This window comes from Bartonella sp. AD24XZML (assembly GCF_042196485.1).
In the GTDB taxonomy this organism is placed as follows: Bacteria; Pseudomonadota; Alphaproteobacteria; order Rhizobiales; family Rhizobiaceae; genus Bartonella.
Map to the genome: position 1 here is coordinate 1 of NZ_JBHIQH010000030.1, position 21226 is coordinate 21226.

General features: G+C 37.7%; 6 protein-coding genes and 1 pseudogene. All 7 read right to left on the reverse strand.

Annotation, left to right across the window (positions count from 1 at the left end; genetic code table 11):
- On the reverse strand, window positions 1-2334 hold a 2334-nt coding region (locus tag ACFIMX_RS02630), incomplete at its 3' end, for an autotransporter outer membrane beta-barrel domain-containing protein (RefSeq protein WP_375693989.1).
- 173 nt (window positions 2335-2507) lie between these two features.
- Window positions 2508-3236: pseudogene (locus tag ACFIMX_RS02635) on the reverse strand (autotransporter domain-containing protein); the annotation flags it as partial.
- 27 nt (window positions 3237-3263) lie between these two features.
- A complete protein-coding gene (locus ACFIMX_RS02640) occupies window positions 3264-3488 on the reverse strand; it encodes a hypothetical protein (protein WP_375618493.1) in 225 nt (74 codons plus the stop codon).
- Between the two features lie 445 nt (window positions 3489-3933).
- Window positions 3934-7164 carry an autotransporter outer membrane beta-barrel domain-containing protein gene (locus ACFIMX_RS02645; protein ID WP_375640778.1) on the reverse strand — a complete coding sequence of 1077 codons (3231 nt, stop codon included), beginning with the start codon at window positions 7162-7164 and terminating at the stop codon, window positions 3934-3936.
- 446 nt (window positions 7165-7610) lie between these two features.
- Window positions 7611-10292: an autotransporter outer membrane beta-barrel domain-containing protein gene (locus ACFIMX_RS02650; protein ID WP_375640779.1), complete on the reverse strand. Its 2682-nt coding sequence runs from the start codon at window positions 10290-10292 to the stop codon at window positions 7611-7613.
- Between the two features lie 1179 nt (window positions 10293-11471).
- Complete coding sequence (locus ACFIMX_RS02655; RefSeq protein ID WP_375640780.1) at window positions 11472-14597, reverse strand: autotransporter outer membrane beta-barrel domain-containing protein; 3126 nt, start codon at window positions 14595-14597, stop codon at window positions 11472-11474.
- 676 nt (window positions 14598-15273) lie between these two features.
- Entirely contained in the window at window positions 15274-21048 is a 5775-nt protein-coding gene (locus ACFIMX_RS02660) for an autotransporter outer membrane beta-barrel domain-containing protein (RefSeq protein WP_375693990.1), read from the reverse strand.
- Window positions 21049-21226: the final 178 nt, after the last annotated feature.

The following is a 21226-nucleotide window of genomic DNA, read 5'->3' on the forward strand; positions in this document are numbered from 1 at the left end:
ATTAGATGAAGGATCTAAAGGATCAGAGGACTCAGAAGGCTTTGGTTCGACAGGGACAGAAGGAGGAGAAACAGTATCCAGAGATGAAGTGTCCTCCGGAGCAGAGGGCTCAGATGGCAGAACATCATTAGTAGAATCTTCAACTGGAACAAACGGTGCAGGCATAGGTTGCACAACAGAAGGAGCCTCTGGAACTGTTGGTACAGAAGGAAGCTCAGGCGGGGCTGATGCAGAAGGAGTAAGCGTTGAATCTGTAGGGATTAATGTTTCAGACGGTTTAGAACCTTCAGGCAAAGAAGGTGTAGATGGCATAAGCGGAGGCTCAACAGAAGAGGGCTGCTCAGGTGAAATAGTCTCTGTTGGTCTTTCAGAAGGAATTGTTTCTGCTTCAGATTGAGGGGGTAAAACTGTAAACGTTGGCTTAGAAGCAGTTTCAGAAGAATCTAATTCAGAACCAATGTAAACACTTTCAAGACGAAAATCCCAAAAATCCCCTTCCCCAGCAACCAATCTATTCTTTGGGTCTGCATTTCCAGAAGAAGAGCTTGGACCATAGCCACGAAGTTTATACTGATAAGGAAATCCATTAACCGTAGTATAACTATTGTTTAACTTAAAAGAACTTTCCTCTGCCGTCCCAGCAACTTGAATAAGTGAAATACTTTGACTCCTTTTATTGCCTGCTTCTTTATCTGAAGTTTTTAAAAGTTCTTCCATCCCAATAAGCGTGGTTCCCAAGACATTCCCATAGATCAAAATACGATCCGTTTGTTCAGAATTAAATGAACCATCATTATTGAGAAACGTGCTCATCTTAATCTGAACATTACCATCTGCACCATATACGTACTCCTCCTCATCTAACTTGTTTACACCACTTTTTTTTCCAATGTACAGCGTTTGATAACCAGTAGATTGATAGTGATCAAAAACAATTGTACTATCCTCAAGATCCACACCTGAAAGCGATGAAACCGTAGCATCTGGTTCCTGCGGATTTTGATATTTGCTTTTGGTAAGATACCATTGAGAACCATTCTTTAAATGTAAATAAATATCAGAGGCATCCTTGGTACGAGAACCTCCTGTAAGTGTAGAGGAATTTGCTTCAACGAGAAGATAAGAATTATTTTCAGCTTTTAAAAACAAATCGCTGGAGATTTTTGTCTTTTCTAACCTAACCTTAGCTCGAGCTCCATAAACACGATCTCCAGCACTATATCCGGCACTATAAATGGCAATACCATCCGGAACCGCAAAATTTGTCTCTGACAAATGAACAGATGCTGTTCCTATAGTAATTCCTCGCGCGCTCGAAAGCGCTGAAGAAGACATATTATACCTTACCAAATCAACCCATACATCTGGACTTAACCCATAAAAATACAGACCATATGCTCCTTTCCCCTGAACAGAAATTTTTGTCTTTTTAACCTTAATATTTGTCTTTTGAAACTCATACAAATGATTAAATTTATTAATTAATTTGCCATTATCATCTGTATAACCTGTAAGATTTTTAATCAAAAAGCCATGCATGCCTGTAAGTTCTACAGAACCACCACTCAATTGAACATCACTACCTTGAGATACCTCAAAAGCTCCCAGTAATTTATCAACATTTTTCTCATCTACTATAACAGTCTCTTGTTTCCCTCTTCCCTTAATGACAGTATTATCAAAAGTATATTGTCCCCCAAACTGTGCTGAAAACCCACCAATCTCATTAAAAGTTACGGTACTGCCTGACATCCTAATCTTTGAACTAAAACTACTAACCAGCCCCATTTCTTGGGTACTATTTAATTCTTGTGTACTATTGAATTCATTTGGTTTAAGCTCAATATTTACACGCACTAAAGCAATATCCGTTCCTATTCCAAATGCATACATAACGCGAGAAGTCCCTGTAATCGCCCCATCTGTCATGCTAATAACTGAATTTTGCGCATGAAGCGCAAGTACATCCTTAAAATTTGCATTTTTTAAATTAAGACGCGCATTACGTTTTAGATATGCACCATATACAGTTCCTTGACGCGAATTATCGCCCGTAACAGTTATCTGAGATGCATCAACAACTGTACCTTGTTCTTCTATATATAAAGCAGCAATAGGAGCAGAATCAGAAGGAACTCTCGAAAAATTTTTCAAATGATAAGTTTTATTTTCAATTGTATGTTTTTTACCATCATTGCATTTATAAAACTGAGCGTTTGGATCACAGAGAGTTTCAAAATTATTAAAATTTGCATTCACACTCACGATTGGCAAAAAAGAAACAATAGCCGTTGTAATAAATAAAAATCTATAACCCCTTAATACATTAACCATAATTCTATTCCCAATTTTTCCTTCTCCCCCTGTTAGTTAAAAATAAAAAAATATTCCCCATAACATTAAGTTAAACACACTAACAATAGCAAGTATAAAACTTAAATAATCACTTTATACTTCATAAAACACTCTATAACTTATGTAAAAATTACTCTATATTTCATAGGCACCTAAAAACGATAGTATAAACCGCCTGAAAAAATAATCCCTGAAAAACCACCTTTTCTAAGGCAATGCTGATAAGTTACATCTCCATGCAAAGCAAAGTTTGAAGACAACTGAGCCTTCAATCTCATTCCAGTTTCTAGAGAAGAGCCAAAAGCCCTTATTGGAATTCATCTCCAAACCGCACACGTTGTTTTCCTCTAAAATTAATGGCAAGCTGAAGCTTGCAATTGAAAGAAACAACAAGAACCTCTTCAGAAGCAGCAAGCATCTTTCTTAAAGACCACCAACACGCATCACCCACAAATCAAGTTTTCCCATCTCAATATCAAAACCATCAATATCAGACGCCTTATCAAACCGCACATTTTGATAAATAACCTAAACCTGCGGATCAAAAATAACCCCTTTATGCCCTGTCATAAATGACTTGCCCGCAATCAATGAAGCACTCAAAGGTGTTTCCTTCAATGTTGCTGTCTTGCCTCTTGCTTGCGTGAGAACATCCCCTTTAAATAAACCATAGGAAAAAAGGACATCTATATATAAAGCCTGTATCATGCTGCATGCTGCCATATACTGTAATAGACCATTTATCAAATGTACTTTTTTGTTTTCTTTAACACCTTGAGGTTGTAGAGAGTTTTTTTTCCATTATTCTCCATTATTCCAAAGCTCAAAGTGTGATGTGTATCCTCAATCGCATTGAGCAAGACACTTGCCTCTATACCATGAACATCAGAACCTGAATCTTACCTTCATCAAAGGAAAAAATCGCCCTGCTTCACACCAAACACAGATTGAGATAACGTAGTATTTCTACCACTTTTCTTTTCGCCATTTCCTGTAATAGAACTCTTTTTAAAAGAAGTTTTATTATCTTTTGACACAACCACTGCTGATGTAATCTTCTCAGATCTCTTTAATTCTAAAATTTCATCAGTTCCTGAAACGCCTTTTTCCCCTTTACTTTTTTGCGGCTTCATAACTATGTTATGAGATCGTATTGTAAAAATAACACCTGTAGCCCTCCTATCCAATCCACTCATATATAACTTATTACGACTTCCAAAAGTACGAGAAGCATCAACTGTATCACACGAATACGACTAAAAAGAGAATTACACGAAGGGTTATAATCTTCTGTACTCACATCTATATTGTGCGCGAAGAAAGAAATAGAGGTCGTAAGAGAACACACACACATGGCGTTTTAGTACTTTAATCATAATTTAGTCTAAACTTTCTTTATTTTATCTTCATAAAAAACTGAAAAGCACACCTGGTTCATCTACTTATTATTCTTATTATGTACCGTTACATATAATTTGTTTTGTATTATATGTAAAGACAAAAATCAGAAAAACAACACAACAAAACCATGTTTTGTGCTTATGTCTTTCGCAAAGGATGTATTAAAGAAAAATACAATTAAAAATGATAACTTAATCCACCAGAAAAATGCGTTCCGGAAAAGCCGTCACTCGTAAATTTATGCTGATAAATCAGATCACTATGAAAAATAATTTTTGGAGATAATTGCGAAAAAACACCAAATCCAGCTTCTAAAGAAGTCCCAAAGGAACCAAGCTGGAAGGCATCTTTAAAATATACAAATTGTTTATCATCAAAACTACGAATAAAATGAAGCTTACCATAGAATGAAAGAACATGTGCATCTTTATCTTTAGTAAATGTAAGTGTCTTCGTTAAATACCCACCAATACGCATCCCCCAATGATCTGGGCTTTGCATATCAATATTAAAATTATCAATATCACGAGTCTTATGAAACTGGAGATTTTGATAAACAAACTGAACCTGTGGTTCAAAAATAAAATATCGGCTGCCTATCATAAACGTTTTACCAGCAGTTAAGGAAACACTTAGGGGCTTCCCTCTCAATGCAGCCGTTTTACCTCGCTCAAGTGTGAGAACATTTCCATTAAACAAACCATAAGAGAAGAGACCATCCATATAGAGACCCGTATCATGCTGCATGCTTCCATATGCTGTGATTGTCCATTTATCAAATATACTTTCTTGACTTTGTTTAACCTTTCGAGGCTGCAACGAAAGTTTGCCATAATTTCCCATAATCCCAAAAGATGTCGTACTGTATGCACTTTCGATTTTCTTGAGTAAAATACCTGCCTCTAGTGCATTATAATCAAGCTCACCGCCATAATCACCATATTTAAATGCAGACAAATTTGAAGTATAATGATGATGTCCACCGTAACCGCGCAAAAACAAAACGGGATTTTCATCATTTTTCAACAACCGACCAGAAACAATTCGCAGCGCTTGCAACTGCTTGCTTTGATTACTGATATCCATCAATCCAGCATAAAATAAAGTATTTGGCACAAGAATATAAGTCAAAACCTGTGGAACAACGACTCTCACATTTGGCTCAAAATGAGAAGAAAGCTCAAAAACAGATGCCGAAACAGAAGAACCAGACGCAGGTGGAGTAACAACAGAAGGAGTGGGTGAAACAGATGACTGAACAGGTGAACCAGATGCAACTGGGGAAACAACAGAAGGAGTGGGTGAAACAGATGACGGAACAGGTGAAATAGATGCAACTGGGGAAACAACAGAAGGAGTGGGTGAAACAGATGGCGGAACAAGTGAACCAGATTCAGGTGGAGCAACTGGATTAGATTTAGCAATAGCGGGAACAACAGGCGCAAGAGAGGAAAGAGGATTGGGGATCTCAAGCACAAAAACATCAGATACATTAAGTGTGGTCGTAAGATGGGAATCCCTATCAGGAGAATCTACAGGAGAAGAAAGACTTGGCTCCTGAGGTTTTTGCTGAGAGTTAGAATCAATAGAACCATCCTCACCTCCAGTAATATTAGGATGAATTTTAAGAACAGAAGGAATATCATCAGAAGAAGGGGGAACAACCAAATCAAGAACAGGAAAAACTTTAGTGGAATCAACAAATTGACTTTCAAGTCGGAAATCCCAAAATGTTCCAGAGTTTTTAAGCACTCTTTGATTGGAATCTGCCGCCCCTAAAGAAGAGCTTGGACCATAACTCTTAAGATGATACAGATAGGGAGAGGCTTCAAGTGTGACATACCCCCCATTTAACTGAAAAGAATCTTCCATGGCTTTTCCATAAACCTGAATAATGGAAATCCCCTGATTATTACCGCCCTCTCCCGTCAATGCCCCTGAGCTTCCAGGAACACTATACACATGGACTGTCGTTTTTCCTTCAAGATCACCATTGATTAAAAGCCGGTCAGTTTTTTGCTCTTGCAGAGCTCCGCCTTTATCCAAATATGCATTAAGATAAAGACGCGCATCGCCTTGTGCACGATAGACAGTCCCCGATCCTTTTCCGATGAGAAGTGTCTGATAACCATCTGTTGTTTTAGATTTTAATTCTTCAAAAACAAGAGAACTATCCGTAAGATTGACCGATGAAATAGAAGAATAATCTTTTAACCTAGAACCAGAAGCATCAGAATTTTGCAATTTGTCATATTTTGGTCGCGATAAAATCCACTTTGAACCATTTTTTAAATCTATCTTAGCTGTAGAACTTTCATCAACATGTGCGCCTCCTACAAGGGTAGAAGCATCAGCCTCAATCTTTACATTAGAACGCTCAACAGCTTTCAGGAGTGAATCACCAGAAACTGTTGAATTTTGTAAGAGTTTAACATAACTTTCAAATTCGTGGCTATAAATAGCCGTACTTTCTGGAGTCATAAAAGTTGTCTTTGTCAAATGGACAGTCCCTTTTCCAGGTATAATTGTTTTTTTATCATTTAAGACAGCTTCCCAAAAAAAGTGCATGCCATTAAATCCATTCCCTCTCACAAAAACATTGGAATATTTTATATGAGCAGCATTATGGTTATTCCCCTGCACTACAATGCCATGAACATTGTCGACATTAACGTTTCCCTTCTGGAAATTAAGAGAGCCTTTCCCCTGAAGCATACTAAAAGCAGAACCTTCACGATGATTATCTGTATTTGTTCCCTGTTTCCCCCTCCCAGTAATAGAAACGCCCTCTAAATTAATTTCTCCATCTCCTCCTGTTTGAACACCAATACCATCAGCAAAATCAATTTTTCCTCCTTTCATATAAATTTTTGCACCATTATGACTCAAAAGACCTATCGCATCAGAAGATATCTTAATCTCTGTCTTGGTCAAAGAAACAAACGACCCTTTACCCCCAACACTGATCCCCATTCTGGTTGCTTTAATCACCCCATCCTGCATCTCAAAAGCTCCCTCATCATTAATATCGGCCCCTATCGACACATCATTTAACATGGAATCAAATAGAGCAACGCCTCCCCCATTTGAGGACTTTACAGCTGTTGTCCAAGCGTTTGTTTCTGAATGTCCATTTGCATTCGAAACACCGTTAATGATTATAGCCTCTCCCTCAATGACTGTATTTTTCCCTGATGCCTCTATGGCAGCATCAGAACTTTCACCCGTAAGTTGATAAGTTTTCTTGGCAATTTCATGCGTTTTACCATCATTACAGCGATAAAATGAGGCACTTTCGTTACATGAATATTGCTTCTTCTCAGAAGAAATCTCACCTGCATCAGTATTGTATACAAAGAAAAAAATAACCGTTGTAAAATGACATAAAGAGAGATGATTTTTAAACATAATTTTCTACAAACTTTCTTCCCCTTCTCTAAAAACAAAAAACACGCGTTCTGTTTAATAACTTTGGTTACGCGTGATAATTTAAAATCACGTTTTGTATTTTATATATCCACCCTATATTTTATGTAAAGCCAGAATCCCAAAATATCACAATTTAAAATTGTATTATTTATAAAAACGCGTAAAAATATAGATAGAAATAAAAATTCCACCCTAAAGCGGTGATTTCAAGAGAATTTAATAAAAATACACTAAAGGAAGAAAAACAGCATAAGAAGCAAAAACTGCAAATCAGAAAGCCTTATCTCGTTTCTAAAAAGAAACAAACTTGCTCATGCAAAAAAAACATTTTTTTAAAAAACTTATTTAAAAAGTTGCAAACAAATAATAAAAAACCACAAGCTATGCTTGTGGTTTTTTAAACAACTTACCTCAAGATGATCATCCTAAAAACGATAGCGCAATCCACCAGAAAAACTGATTCCAGAAAAACCACCTTTACTCAACTTATGCCGATAAACCAAATCACCATGAAGCGCAAATTTTTGAGACAAACGAGCATTAAGACCTAATCCAGCCTCTAGAGAAGAACCAAAAGCCCCTAACTGGAAAGAATCTTTAAAGCGCACAGACCTTTCTTTTCCAAAATCATGAGCAAAATGAATCTTTCCATAAAAAGAAACATCACGATCTTTTTCAGACGCAGTAAGAGTCTTTATCAAACGACCACCCATACGCACCATCAATTGATCAAGTTTATCCATCTCAATATTAAAATTATCAATATCGCGGGCCTCATTAAATTGAAGATGCTGATAAACAACCTGAACCTGTGGATCAAAAACAACACCTTCATATCCTGTGGCAATTTTCTGACCACTCATCAAGGAAACACTTAAAGGGTTACCCTTCAATGTTGCCGTTTTACCCCGTGCAGTTGTCAGAACATCTCCCTTAAACAGACCATAAGATAACAAACCATCAACATAGAATCCTACATCATGCTGCATACTGCCATAAACTGTAGCAGTCCATTTATCAAATGTACTTTTTTGGCTTTGTGCAACATCTCGAGGTTGTAGAGAAAGCTTTCCATAAGACCCCATCACCCCAAAGGATATAACACTGTCAACATTTTCAACAGTTTGTAGCAAAACACCTGTCTCTAGTGCATAGTACCCTAGATCTCCCCCATAACCATATTCAAGCGCAGATAAATCTGAGGCATAACGATAACTCCCACCATAGCCACGCAAAAATGAAGCAGGATTTTCATGAATTTCCAACATTCCACTAAAATTAGTCCGTACTATCTCTAACTGCTTGTTTTGATTACTGATATCTATCAAACCAGCGTGGAATAAACTATTTGGCAAAAGCAGATAAGTTGGCACCTGAGGAACAACAACCTTAACGCCTTGCCTAGAATGATGCTCACCACCTAAACCAAGTTTAGAACTCTGAGTTAATCTAAATGTAGTATCAGAATCAATAAATCCATTTTCGAGGCGGAAATCCCAAAAATCTCCTTCACCTTCGACTAATCTTTGAGACGCACTCGCTCTTCCTAATTCAGAGTTTGGGCCATAAGCATGAAGCCTATATTGGTAAGGTAGACCGTCCAATGCAATATAATCACCATCCAACAAGAAAGAATCTTTCTCTGCTGTTCCAGAAACCTGAATAATCGAGATACCTTTGTCATTTCCATAACGCTCCGTACCACCTCCAGGACTTCCTGAAACACCATGCACATGTACTATCGTTTTTCCTTCAATATCACCATGGATTAAAAAACGATCCGTTTTTTGATTCTGAAGAGCCCCCCCCTTATTCAAATAAGTGTTGAGATAAAGATGTGCATTACCCTGTGCTTTATAAACTTCACCTGTTCCTCTCCCAACACGAAGGGTTTGATAGCCATCAACTATGTTAGTTTCTGGTTGTTCAAAAATAATAGAACTATCAATAAGATGTATTAATGAAATTGATGAAACACCTATAGAACTAGGAACTTGCAAATTTTTATTTTTCGGTCGTGATAAAATCCATTTTGAATCACCTCTCAACCGAAATTCAGCAGAAGAACTTTCATCAACATGTGCCCCCCCTACAAGTGTAGAAGCATCCACTGAAACCTTCACCAAAGAGCCATCCTCAACCTTCACTAATAAATCTCCAGAAAGTTTGGAATTATCCAACAGCCTAACAACACCACCAGATCCTCTGCTATAAATAGCTGCACTCTTTGGAACTGTAAAAGAGGTTCTTTTCAAGCTAACAATCCCTCGTACGGGTAAGTTCGTTTTTGGAAGACTTCCGAACATCTTTTCCTCACCCGTAAAAATATAAAAATAATGAGGATACTCGTGATCCTTCATTTCCTCATTTCTGTCTCCTAGTCCCTCCCAAAAACGCAACCCATAAGACGTATTACTTTCTACCAAAACCGTAGAATCCAAGATACTTATAAAACTAGCCTTCCCATCGATATTATTCCCATGCATTGAAAAACCATGAGCATTGGCTAGATTAACTTTACCTTTCTCAAAATGGATAACCCCACTAGACGCATGAAAAGCTGAATTTTCATTATGGTCATCTATACCCATCCCCTGACTACCTTGTTCGGTAATAGAACTACTCCTTAAATCGACCTGTCCCCAATTTCTTATTTTAACTCCGATACCCTTTGTAAAGTTAATCTCTCCTCTTTCTATAATCACTTGTCCATGTTCACTCGCCACGACCCCATACTTCCAAAAACTTTCTTTTGAAATAACAGCACTTGAAGCATCCTTAACAGTTATATTTTCCCCTAAGAGAAGTGTTTTTCTTCCAGATGCTTGTATAGCAACAGTTTCATTCGTATTTTCATCAGTTTTTTGATAATTTTTATTGTAAAAGTAGTGTTTTTTACCATCATTACACCGATAAAATTCACTATTCATAATACATGAAAATTGATCCTGATTATTTTGTGTCTTACCATTAACGCCAGAACGATCTTGTACCCCAGTATTAACAACAGCACCACCTTGAACCGTAGCATCAACATTGTGTGCAAAAAAAAGAAATGCTGTTGTAAAAGTACATAAGGAAAAACGATTTTTAAATAGATTGACCATAATTACACCATAATTTTGCCCATAAAAGTAACACGTAATGTATCAAAGAAAACTTAACAAAGAGAAAAATTAGTACGTTTTGGATTAACTGTGCAGACCTTATTAAGGCTTTTTGTGTTTTGTGTAAATATGGAATTTAAAAGTTACTAAAAATACAGACTAAATCTATTTTTTTTATAAAGGAATTTGCAAAAATATAACTGAAAAATGAGAGAAAAATCATCTTTAAAGTTGTTATTTAAAAGCAGCTTTAAGAAATTTTTGTACATTAAGAATGTCTATTTTAACTGTTGTTTAATCAATACCCAAAGCGTGTATAATTAATATTCGAGATAAATATTATATTGAAACAATGGGCACTCGTAAGCAGACAAAACTGAATATATGCCAAAATTGGGAAGCAAAGCTATCACATACAGCTGTTTTAGGCAGTATTTATGGAAATACGAACTAATTTAGAAAGAGGAGGAAAGTGTAAAAATTAAAATCTGTTCCGATTTTTACCATCTCTTTTCAACATTTAAAAATATTCAGAGCCGTATCTAAAAGGTGAAAATGACATATAATTTTATCTTTTTATTTATCACATTCTTTAAAGAAAACGCACTTTCAAAAAATAATACGTTATTTATGTTTCTAATCCACCAATTTTCTCAGATATATCTCATTATTTCCATCCCCATTTCATAACGACAGCAGATATAATATCAAGTTTATCGGATACAGCCCTCATTGCACCTGAGTAGCACCTTTGTCTTTGCCAATTTCTAATATTGTAAATCCTCTCCTCTTAACATAATCCCCCAAATTATATTGACTCCTTTCTTAAACGATTATCCACTTGCTAATTTTACATATAATAGACAAAGGAATGCTTTTTATGGATTCATCATAAGAGCATTGAAAATATTTCAGCGCCCTAAATTAAAAAATATCTTTATAAATCAAAATATTATAAATAATATAATAATCACTCTGAAATACGCGTTTTGAAACAATAACGTACAAACTCTTCAGACTTTTCAAAAAAATGAAAGAAGTCCAACCTAAAAGCATATTAAAGATATGCAAAATCACACTCTCGTAAAAATTCTATAACACAAAATGAATAGATAATGAGAAAAAGCCACAAGTATAACTTGTAGCTTTTTGAAAGATTAATCAAAAACAGAAATAATACTAGAAATGATAACGCAATCCACCTGAAAAACTCGTTCCAGAAAAACCAGCTTTCGTTAGTTTGTGCTGATAAACCAAATCGCCGTAAAGCGCAAAATTTTGAGATAATTGGGCATTAAAACCTAACCCAGTTTCTAACGAAGAACCAAAAGCACCTAGCTGAAAAGCATCTTTAAAATGCACAAATTGTTTTCCTTCAAAACCATGAGCAAGATGAAGCTTGCCATAGAAAGAAACAACCTGAGCCTCATCAGTAGCAACCAGCCTCTTTGTTAAACGTCCTCCAACACGCCCTACCCACTGATGAAGCTTTCCTAAATCAATATCAAAGCCGTCCACATCACGCACCTTATTAAATTGAAGATATTGATAAACAACCTGAACTTGCGGATCAAAAACAAAACCGTCCTCCCCCACCATAAACGTTTTACCAGCAGTTAATGAAGCACTTAAAGGGAAACCCTTTAATGTTGCCGTCTTGCCCCGTGCAGTTGTTAGAACATCACCTTTAAACAAGCCGTAAGACACAAGACCATCAACGTAAAAACCTGCATCATGCTGCATACCACCATATGCCGTAACTGACCATTTATCAAATGTACTTTTTTGACTCTGCTCAACATTCAAAGGTTGCAAAGAAAATCTCTCGTAAGCCCCGATAATTCCAAAAGAAGTGGAACCATACATATTTTCGATTGCTTTCAGCAAAACGCCTGCCTCTATGGCATTATAATTAAACTCGCCGCCATAACCATATTCAAGCGCGGAAAGATTTGAAGTATAACGATGATTGCCGCCATAACCGCTCACAAAAAAGAGAGGGTTTTCACGACTTTCTAATAAGCTCCCAGAAGTAATTCGCAAAGCTTCTAACCGCTTATTTTGATTGTTAACATTCATCAAACCAATATGACGTAAAGCATTAGGCAAAAGGAGATAAGTCGGAACCTGCGGAACAACAGCCTTAACGCCCGGCTTAGGACGAGGATGAGGCTCCGGAGCTGGTTCTGGAGAAGGTTCTGGTCCCGGAATTGGCTTAGGAGCAGGATCTGGTTTAGGTTGAACATCAGAATCTATAGACCTACTTTCAAGGCGGAAATCCCAAAAATCTCCGCTCCCTTCAACTAATCTCTGATTCATGCTTGCTTTTCCAAACTCAGATCCTGGACCATAACTATAAAGCTTATACTGATAAGGTAATTCGTTTAACGCTACATAACCACCTTCCAACTGAAAAGAATCTTGCTTTGCTTCTCCAGAAACCTGAATGATTGAAATACCTTCAGCATTCCCCCCCTTTCCCGTATATCCTCCTGGACTTCCTGCAACTCCATGCACTTGGAGCTTTGTTTTTCCCGAAACATCACCATGAATTAAAACACGATCAGTCTTTTGATGATTAAGAGCACCACCACTATTCAGGTATGTATTAAGGGAAATAGAGGCACCTTCCCGTGCTCTATAAACCTCACCCTTTCCCTTTCCAATACGAAGAGTTTGATAATCATCAACAGAAGGAGATTCTGGTCTTTTAAAATGAATAGAACTCTCATCCATAAGACTGACTAATGAAATAGAAGAATCATTTGCAACCTTACGTTGATCTTTTTGCACCTGTTGTGGTAAAATCCATGTAGAATGACCTCCCAGATAAAGTTCGGCATGAGAATCTTTATCAACGTGAGTACGACCTTCAAGGGTAGAACCATCAGCCAAAACCGTTATAGAAGCCCCTTTCTCAGCTCTTAATAAAAAATTCCCTGAACGAAGAGTACTTTTCATCAAACTCACCGCACCAGAAATAAGGTTTTCACCATAAAGAGCCGTATCGTCTGAAACAGAAAACTCTGTGGTATCAAAATTAACAACTTCCAATCGTGGTGGAGCTTTTTCTTCCTCTAATGAAATCTCCTCTTTTTTATCCCCATCTTCGCTCCATGGCTTTTCTCCCTGAAAATAGATACCATAAGATCCCTCACCCTTTACTGTAACAGAAGAAGACTTAAAATTAGCCTCGGTCACATAAAAGTTATTCGATAAATCTTCAGTTTCATCTTTTGAGTCAGAACGTTCTGGTACAACACTAAAAGACTTGACGGGATTTTCTAATAATATACCATGTGCATCCTCAACCTTAATAGACCCCCCTGTAAACTCAACACGTCCCCCTTCATCCATTAAAAAAGCTGCATCATTTTTGTCTTTGTGTCCCTTTCCAGTAAGAGTAACACCATCGAGAATCACCGTGCCTCCCAACATCGCAGAAATCCCATGACTGTTGGTAAAGTTAACCTCCCCACCTTCCACCCAGATATCTGCACCGCTATAACTGGAAAGACTTACCTTCCCATCACGCGTATTAACTTTTGTATCCTTTAAAATAACCAATGAATTCCCCACGGCTTCAACAGCCCTATCACTGTCCTCTATAATCCCCTGCTTTATCTCAATTATCCCATTATGAGCGAAAAGAGCTAACTTTGTATTTTGAAGCGTCGGTTTTTTCAAAACAATCTTTCCGTCATCTGATACAGCCACACCACGCAAAAAAGATTTATCAGAAACTTCACTGCTAACAGTTACATTCTCTCCATAAACTCTGGTCCCTATCCGTTTCACCGTTATAGCAGTAGGATCAACAGGATAGTTGGAAAAGTTCTCTTTCGTAATTGTATAAGATTTATTATCAATTTTAGGATCTATCCCACAATTATCACATACATAATACAACCCACTATGGTAATAAAACCCAGGATTCACTCCTCTTCCATCAGAGTCTGCATCTTTAACAGAGTTATTTACATTATCCTTATGTCCATTCCATCCCTCCACTCCACTAAGCTGACGATAATCATTTCCTCCACGAATACCCTCATCGTTATTGCCAACATTAATCATATTAGAAGGGTAATAATTATCCCCACTCTCTCCAGGAAGCTTATGCTTATTACTCCCGCTAAGATGAGGAGAAGAATTAGCAGAGACAACTGGGATAACCTTTATAACATAAGGTTTACTATCCTTCCCCTCTGCAGCCGCATACACTTCTCTTCCATTTTGAAGCAAAGAGAGGATAGCTGTTGTACAAGCACATAAACATACATGATTTCTAAAAACTTTAATCATAGTTCCCTCGAAACTTTCCTTCCCCTCTCATTAAAAACAAAAGCACTTACAAAACACCCCATTGCACACCTCAAAAATACGAAAAGTGTAACAAAAGAACATGCCTCATGCTCATCTGAACTGTGTAATGAATTATCCCAATAAATTTGGCAAAAGCTCTACGCCAAAACCACCTATAAGAGAACAATTACAAAAACACACTTTATGAGTGTATAATGCATTCTGTATTTCGTGTAAAGAAAAAATAAAACCAGTGCGTGCAATTAATTAAAAACACAATCAAACCTTGTGATCTTTAAAAATTAATCCACAAGGAGATGAATGAAACAATGACTTAAATCAGTAGAAAACAAACTCTCAAAAACGAGCTTTAGAAAACATCAAATATTATATTAGATAATATCAATACAGTACTAAAAAGGATAACGTAACGCATACCGGTCTGCTGAACGCTTAAAAAGCCGATAAAAGCGAGGCACTCTATCGCATCAGTAGCAGCATAAATTTTAAGAAAATTCGCTTTAGTGGAGAAAAGTGCTCTCATGCATAAAACAAACTATGTCTTTTTTGCTTAATAAAGAAGACGAGATTTTTTAAGAACAACACAAGTTGTTATAAAGAAAAAAGGCAGCACAATGTGCTGCCTTTTCTAAAAAGGTACATAGTGTACCTTATATTAAAACTGATAACGTACTCCTCCAGAAAAACTTGTTCCCGAAAAACCAGCCTTATTAAGCTTATGTTGATAGAGAATATCAGCATGCAGAGAGAACTGTGGCAACAATTTGGCATTAAAACCTAATCCAGCCTCTAGAGAAGAACCAAAAGCTCCTAACTTGAAAGCATCATTGAAATGCACAGACTGTTTTCCTTCAAAACCATGAGCAAGATAAAGCTTACCATAGAAAGCAATAGCATTCACGCCTTCAGAACCTGTAGGAATCTTGGTTAAGCGTCCACCAACACGTGCTACCCACTGATTAAGGTTACCCATTTCAATATCAAAATTGTCAATATCACGAGCTTTATTAAACTGGAGATGTTGATACACAACCTGAACCTGCGGATCAAAGACAAAACCCTTATATCCTGTCGCAATTGTCTGACCACCAGCTAAAGAAACACTCAAAGGATTACCTTTTAATGTTGCTGTTTTACCCCGTGCAAGGGTGAGAACATCACCTTTGAACAGACCATAGGATAAAAGACCGTCAACATAGAAGCCAACATTATGCTGCATGCTACCATATACCGTAGCAGTCCATTTATCAAATGCACTCTTCTGACTGTGCTCAACATTCACAGGCTGCAGAGAAAGTTTTCCATAAGTTCCCATAACGCCAAAGGATATAGCACTGTCAGCATTTTCAATAGTTTGCAGCAGAACACCTGCCTCTACACCATTATAACTAAGATCACCTCCGTAACCATATTCAAGTGCGGAAAGATCTGAAGCATAACGGTAACTTCCACCATAGCCGCGCAAGTATAAAGCAGGATTTTCACGAACCTCTACCATTCCTGTAGAAGTCATCCGTAACGTCTCCAATTGCTTATTTTGATTGCTAATATCCATCAAACCAGCGTGGAATACACTATTAGGCAAGCTGAGATAAGTTGGAACCTGTGGAACAACAGACCTTACAAATTGTTCAGGAAGGGCAGCAGATCTAACAGACTTAACATACTGATTTTCTAAACGGAAATTCCAAAATTCTCCACCTTCCTTAACAAATTTCTGCTGAACATGCTCCTGTTTCGAAGTCGCTTCTGGAGCATAAGCACGAAGGGTGTATTTGTAAGGTGAGTTTCTCAGTGCAACATAATTGCCATCGAGTTGGAAAGAGTCTTTCTTCGCTTGACCATAGACCTGAATCATTGAAACAGTATGAGCAATCTTGGCATTCGCTTTACCATCTCCTACATTGCCCGCATCACCTCGTACATGTATTTTTGTTTTTCCAGAAACATCACCATGAATGACAAGCCGATCAGTGACTTGCTGATCACTCGGATCACGAGGATTTAAACGTGCATTGAGATGAATTACAGCATTACCCTGTGCCGCATAAACAGTTCCTTTCCCATTTCCAATATGGAGAGTCTGATATTTGCCTTCAGATTCCGAAGGTGCAAAATCAATAGCACTATTTACAAGACTTACAGAAGAAATGCATGAATCCACACATCCTGAATCTAGAGTTTCCAAATTCCTCTGTGCTCTTCTTTTTAGAATCCACTGTGAACTATTAGCCAAGTCTAATTTTGCATAAGAATTTTTATCAACGCGAACACCGCCTGTAACAATAGAATTATCAACAGAAACCGATATATTGGAATCATTCTCGGCTTTTAATAACAAGTCACCAGCAAGGGTTGTTTTATTTTCTAATGAAACACGACCACCAGAATTATTACCATAGATAGCTATACCATTTGCAACTTCAAAATCAGTTTTTTTCAATGAAATTGCCCCCGTTACGCCTATAGTTGCATTCTCCTGTCTGGATACAGCGCTCCGCTTAACAACACTTGTTTGCTCAGTTGCTAAATCCTTACTTCGATTTTGTTGTCTCGCTTCCTTCTGTGTTTCCCCATCAAAATATATGCCGTAGACTCCGTCACCTTCCACTTTAACAGTAGAAGACTCGATATTTACGTGATTCATAGTAGGACGAACGTCAGAAGATCTCCTTCTCCTAGAAGAGCCGGTCTCAACAGCATCCCCACTCTTCATAACCCACACAGCATGGGCATCAGTAACAACATTTCCATTCTTAAAATCAACAGAAGCATTATCCCTCACCAGAAAAGCTGCACGCCCAAAGTTATCTACAGAATCTAACTTACCCTGTCCTTTTTTCGCAGTAATATTAACTTTGTCTAACTCAACGCTTCCCCCAGCTTCTGACCTCACAGCCACTCCCTTTTCCAAAGTAATAGCCCCAGAGTCCATAGACACCTTACCAGCCTGACTCGCCAAACCAGCCACAGCTAAATCCCCCGTTACGTTAATCTTCATATCCTTCAAATTAACAGATGATCCAGAACCTGCCAAAGCACCCACATAAAGCGCATCTACTGTTCCACCAATCATCTCGACCGTTCCACCTTTTTGCGCTTCAAGCCCAATCACAGAAGACCGAATTGTGGAGTTTTTATCTAAAACAACTTTTGCATTGTTTTCTGCAAGCACAGCACTCACAGCCTGTAATGTAGTAGAATCAACATTATTTCTACTACCAGAAGAATCCGCACCACTAATTGTGGCCCCTTCTAGCTTAATAATTGTATTCTGATTTGTTGCATGCATAGAACGTTGAGTTGCCTCACTTGCTTTCAGTGTAATGTTTGCCACTGTACGTGTTTGACCATCACTACACAAGTAAGTAGCCGGCACCCCATTCTCACCATTATTCATATCACCACATATAGAAGAAGCCGTTTCCTTAGAAGAAACATTTCCATTACCAGAATGACTAAGCATAAGAACACGCCCAACAGCTCTACTAGAATGAGAAGCAAGTGCATCAGAAGAAGGTGCAGCGAATTTTTCAGAAACTGCAAGTGCAGAAGGACTCATAGAAGCAGCTGATCTTATAGGTGCAGGACTTTTAGATACAATACGATAGCCCGATGTTACAGAAATCCCATCGGCAGATATTACACTTCCCCTACCTGTATCAGATCTCCCACGTGAATTAACTCTTGAAGGTACTAACGATCCTGAAACTCTAGATGAAGGAGGAGTAACAGATGAAGAGGTACGTACTATAGCCTCAGGTGTTTCAGATTCCTCAAAATCTTCTTCTTCATCATAATCATCTTCATAAAATTCATCAGATGATTCAGATCGCAAAAGCGAATCGCCTCGAGCAGGGATTACAGATGCCGATTCCCCAGATACAGGAGGAGTTATGGATTCACTATTCACTTCACCGGCTCCAGTATCAGTAGTAGCCGTATGAGCAGCAGCGAGAGATATAACATATTCATTTTCTAAACGAAAATCCCAAACATCTGTACTGCGTACAAGCAATGTCTTATCGAAATACTGCATTTTCTGAGGTGTAGTTGGACCATAAGCACGAAGAACATACTTATAAGGCAATCCTTTTGGTGTAATATAACCCCCTTCTAGCTTAAAAGAATCATTCTCTGCTCGTCCAAAGACTTGAATAATTGAAATACTATGGGGTTTATTCTCATCTTGTTGTGTTCCTTCTGAAGTATCTTTTACATGCACTATCGTTTTTCCAGAAACATTACCATGGATCAAAAGCCGGTCAGACATTTGATCATTATCCGAATCACTAGGAACTAAACGCGCATTAAAGTAAATATAAGAATTTCCAGAAGCAGCGTAAACCGCACCATTCCCATTCCCAACGCGAAGCGTTTGATAACCTCTATCTTCACCTTCGGATCGGAGAAACGCAATAACACTATTGCTGAGATCTACAGACGAGACACACGAATCTATACAATCCGTATCCGAAGCTTCATTACTATACTTACTCTTTGTTAAATGCCACTCTGAATCAGATAAAAAAAGGTTAGCACTAGCGGTTTTATCAATGCGCGCAGAACCTACAATACTAGATTCATGAGCAAAAACCGACAAACTAGAAGAACCTGTAGCACGCAACAACAAATCACCAGAAACTAATGTGTCTTTCCCTAAAACAACATAACCACTCAAATCGTTACCATAAATGGCCACACTATCTGGAACTTTGAGAACAGAACGTCTTAAAAGAACCATATGCGTCCCATCTTCCTCTGGAAAAGATGAAGATGCTTGGCTCTCTACATCACCTCCAGAAGCTACTGTAGCTACAGTTTGTCCTGCAACATCACCACTTCTTCTAACTCTAGCACTTGAGTCTTCCCCTTCTTCACTTTGATCATTTACTTCTAAACTTGTTTTTTCGAATCCCGGTTCACTTTCACCAAAATATATACCATAAGAACCTCTATTCTCCACTGTAATAACCGAATAATTGATAGCAGCACTAATGTTGACATAGTCATCAGCAAAAATATTATCAACAAATTCAGTAAACTCATCGGCGCCTCTACTATCAGAACTTGAAGTAATAACATTAAAGAGACCATCTTCAATACTATAATTACTATCTATCCATAGAGCAATAGTATTAGAACCGTTAAAGGTTACACGATTAGAAGAAACAAAACCACCATCCAATAAAAAGACAACACTTGGATCCAGTACACTAGAAGCAGCCTCTTCATCTAAAGTTCCTTCTGGAGATTCCTCTCTGTCTCTCTCTTTTTCAACAATATTAATTCTAACATCTTCTAGCTTAACAAATCCCTCGTCTTCCGCCCAAATTCCCACACCACCTTTTTCGAAAGTAATTGATCCAGATTTCATCGTTATTTGAGATCCACCAGAACTATGTAAACCAACTGCATACAGAGGTACTTTCTCATTAACGACTTCCACATTAATATCTGTTCCCTCTAAAAAAATAGACGATTCAAAACTAGCTGTAGCACCCAAAAAAGTTTTTTTGATGCTTCCTCCCTTCATATGAATATTTCCTTTGTACCCAGCCTCAAGACCAGTAACAAAGTCCTCGATCTTTGACTTCAGCAAATCAACCTTTGCACCTGCTAACGAAAATACAGCACTCCCAACCCCCATAATAGCAGTTCTAGCACTAAAATCTTGAGGATCTACTCCAATGATAGATACATTTTCTATCTTTACACTTGTCGCCTTAGCAATAGCTACAGTTTTGGAGACAGGCCCCTCTACAATATCAGAACGCAAAGAGTTAGCACCACCTGCCGTTCTGACACCTCTGGAACCAGCTTTTCCTGTTACAGTGCTAGAATGCGAACGATCCGTCTTATCTATAACAAGACGTCCCGCTGCAAATACAGCATTATCACTGTATTTTTTTACACGAATCTTACCTCCTTTTATTGTATGTTCTTTACCGTCTACACATACAATGGACCCACGCTCTGAATCATCAGAACTATTCTCACACATATCTGTATGGTTTTTAGGGAAAAGCGCAAAAAGAGGTATTCGTGAACCATGAAGTTGTTTTAAAGAAACGTATCTTCTAGGCAATGCAGGCTTTGCTTCTAATGAAGGCTCAATTGCCACTTCTAAAAATTCCAATGCTGAAGCTACTCCTGTAGCTATAGTTCCAGGCATTGTAACTACGGACTCAGAGAGTGAAGCTATACCTTTAGAGATTGAGTTAGAGACAGACGTTAATGAAAGTGCAACTGCCTGTTCAGCGACTGCGTCAGAGAGAGATTTAGGGATAAATGTCGCAAATGAAGAAAGTCCAGGCGAAGAGAATGAAAACCAATTATTCCCTACAGAAGAATCTACACCTTGTAAAAAGAAGAAAGCACTTGTTGTCAGTGCGTACAAACGTGTACGCTTTTTAAATACATTGATCATATATCAAACTTTCTAAATAATGTTGCAAAAACACTAGAATTAAGTGAAAATGAGGTAAGTAAACAGTTTGTAACATATGTTAGTCAATTTTACAACATATTGTTATTTATTGACGCGTCATTTTGTGCATAAAACTGCCTAAGTTAAGGTTTTTAAATGCACAGGACCTTGTAATATC

Excerpts from the sequence above, each read along its gene's own strand:
- ACFIMX_RS02640 (WP_375618493.1), bottom strand. The coding sequence starts at position 3,488 with ATGAAGCCGCAAAAAAGTAAAGGGGAAAAAGGCGTTTCAGGAACTGAT.
- ACFIMX_RS02645 (WP_375640778.1), bottom strand. The coding sequence starts at position 7,164 with ATGTTTAAAAATCATCTCTCTTTATGTCATTTTACAACGGTTATTTTT.
- ACFIMX_RS02650 (WP_375640779.1), bottom strand. The coding sequence starts at position 10,292 with ATGGTCAATCTATTTAAAAATCGTTTTTCCTTATGTACTTTTACAACA.
- ACFIMX_RS02655 (WP_375640780.1), bottom strand. The coding sequence starts at position 14,597 with ATGATTAAAGTTTTTAGAAATCATGTATGTTTATGTGCTTGTACAACA.
- ACFIMX_RS02660 (WP_375693990.1), bottom strand. The coding sequence starts at position 21,048 with ATGATCAATGTATTTAAAAAGCGTACACGTTTGTACGCACTGACAACA.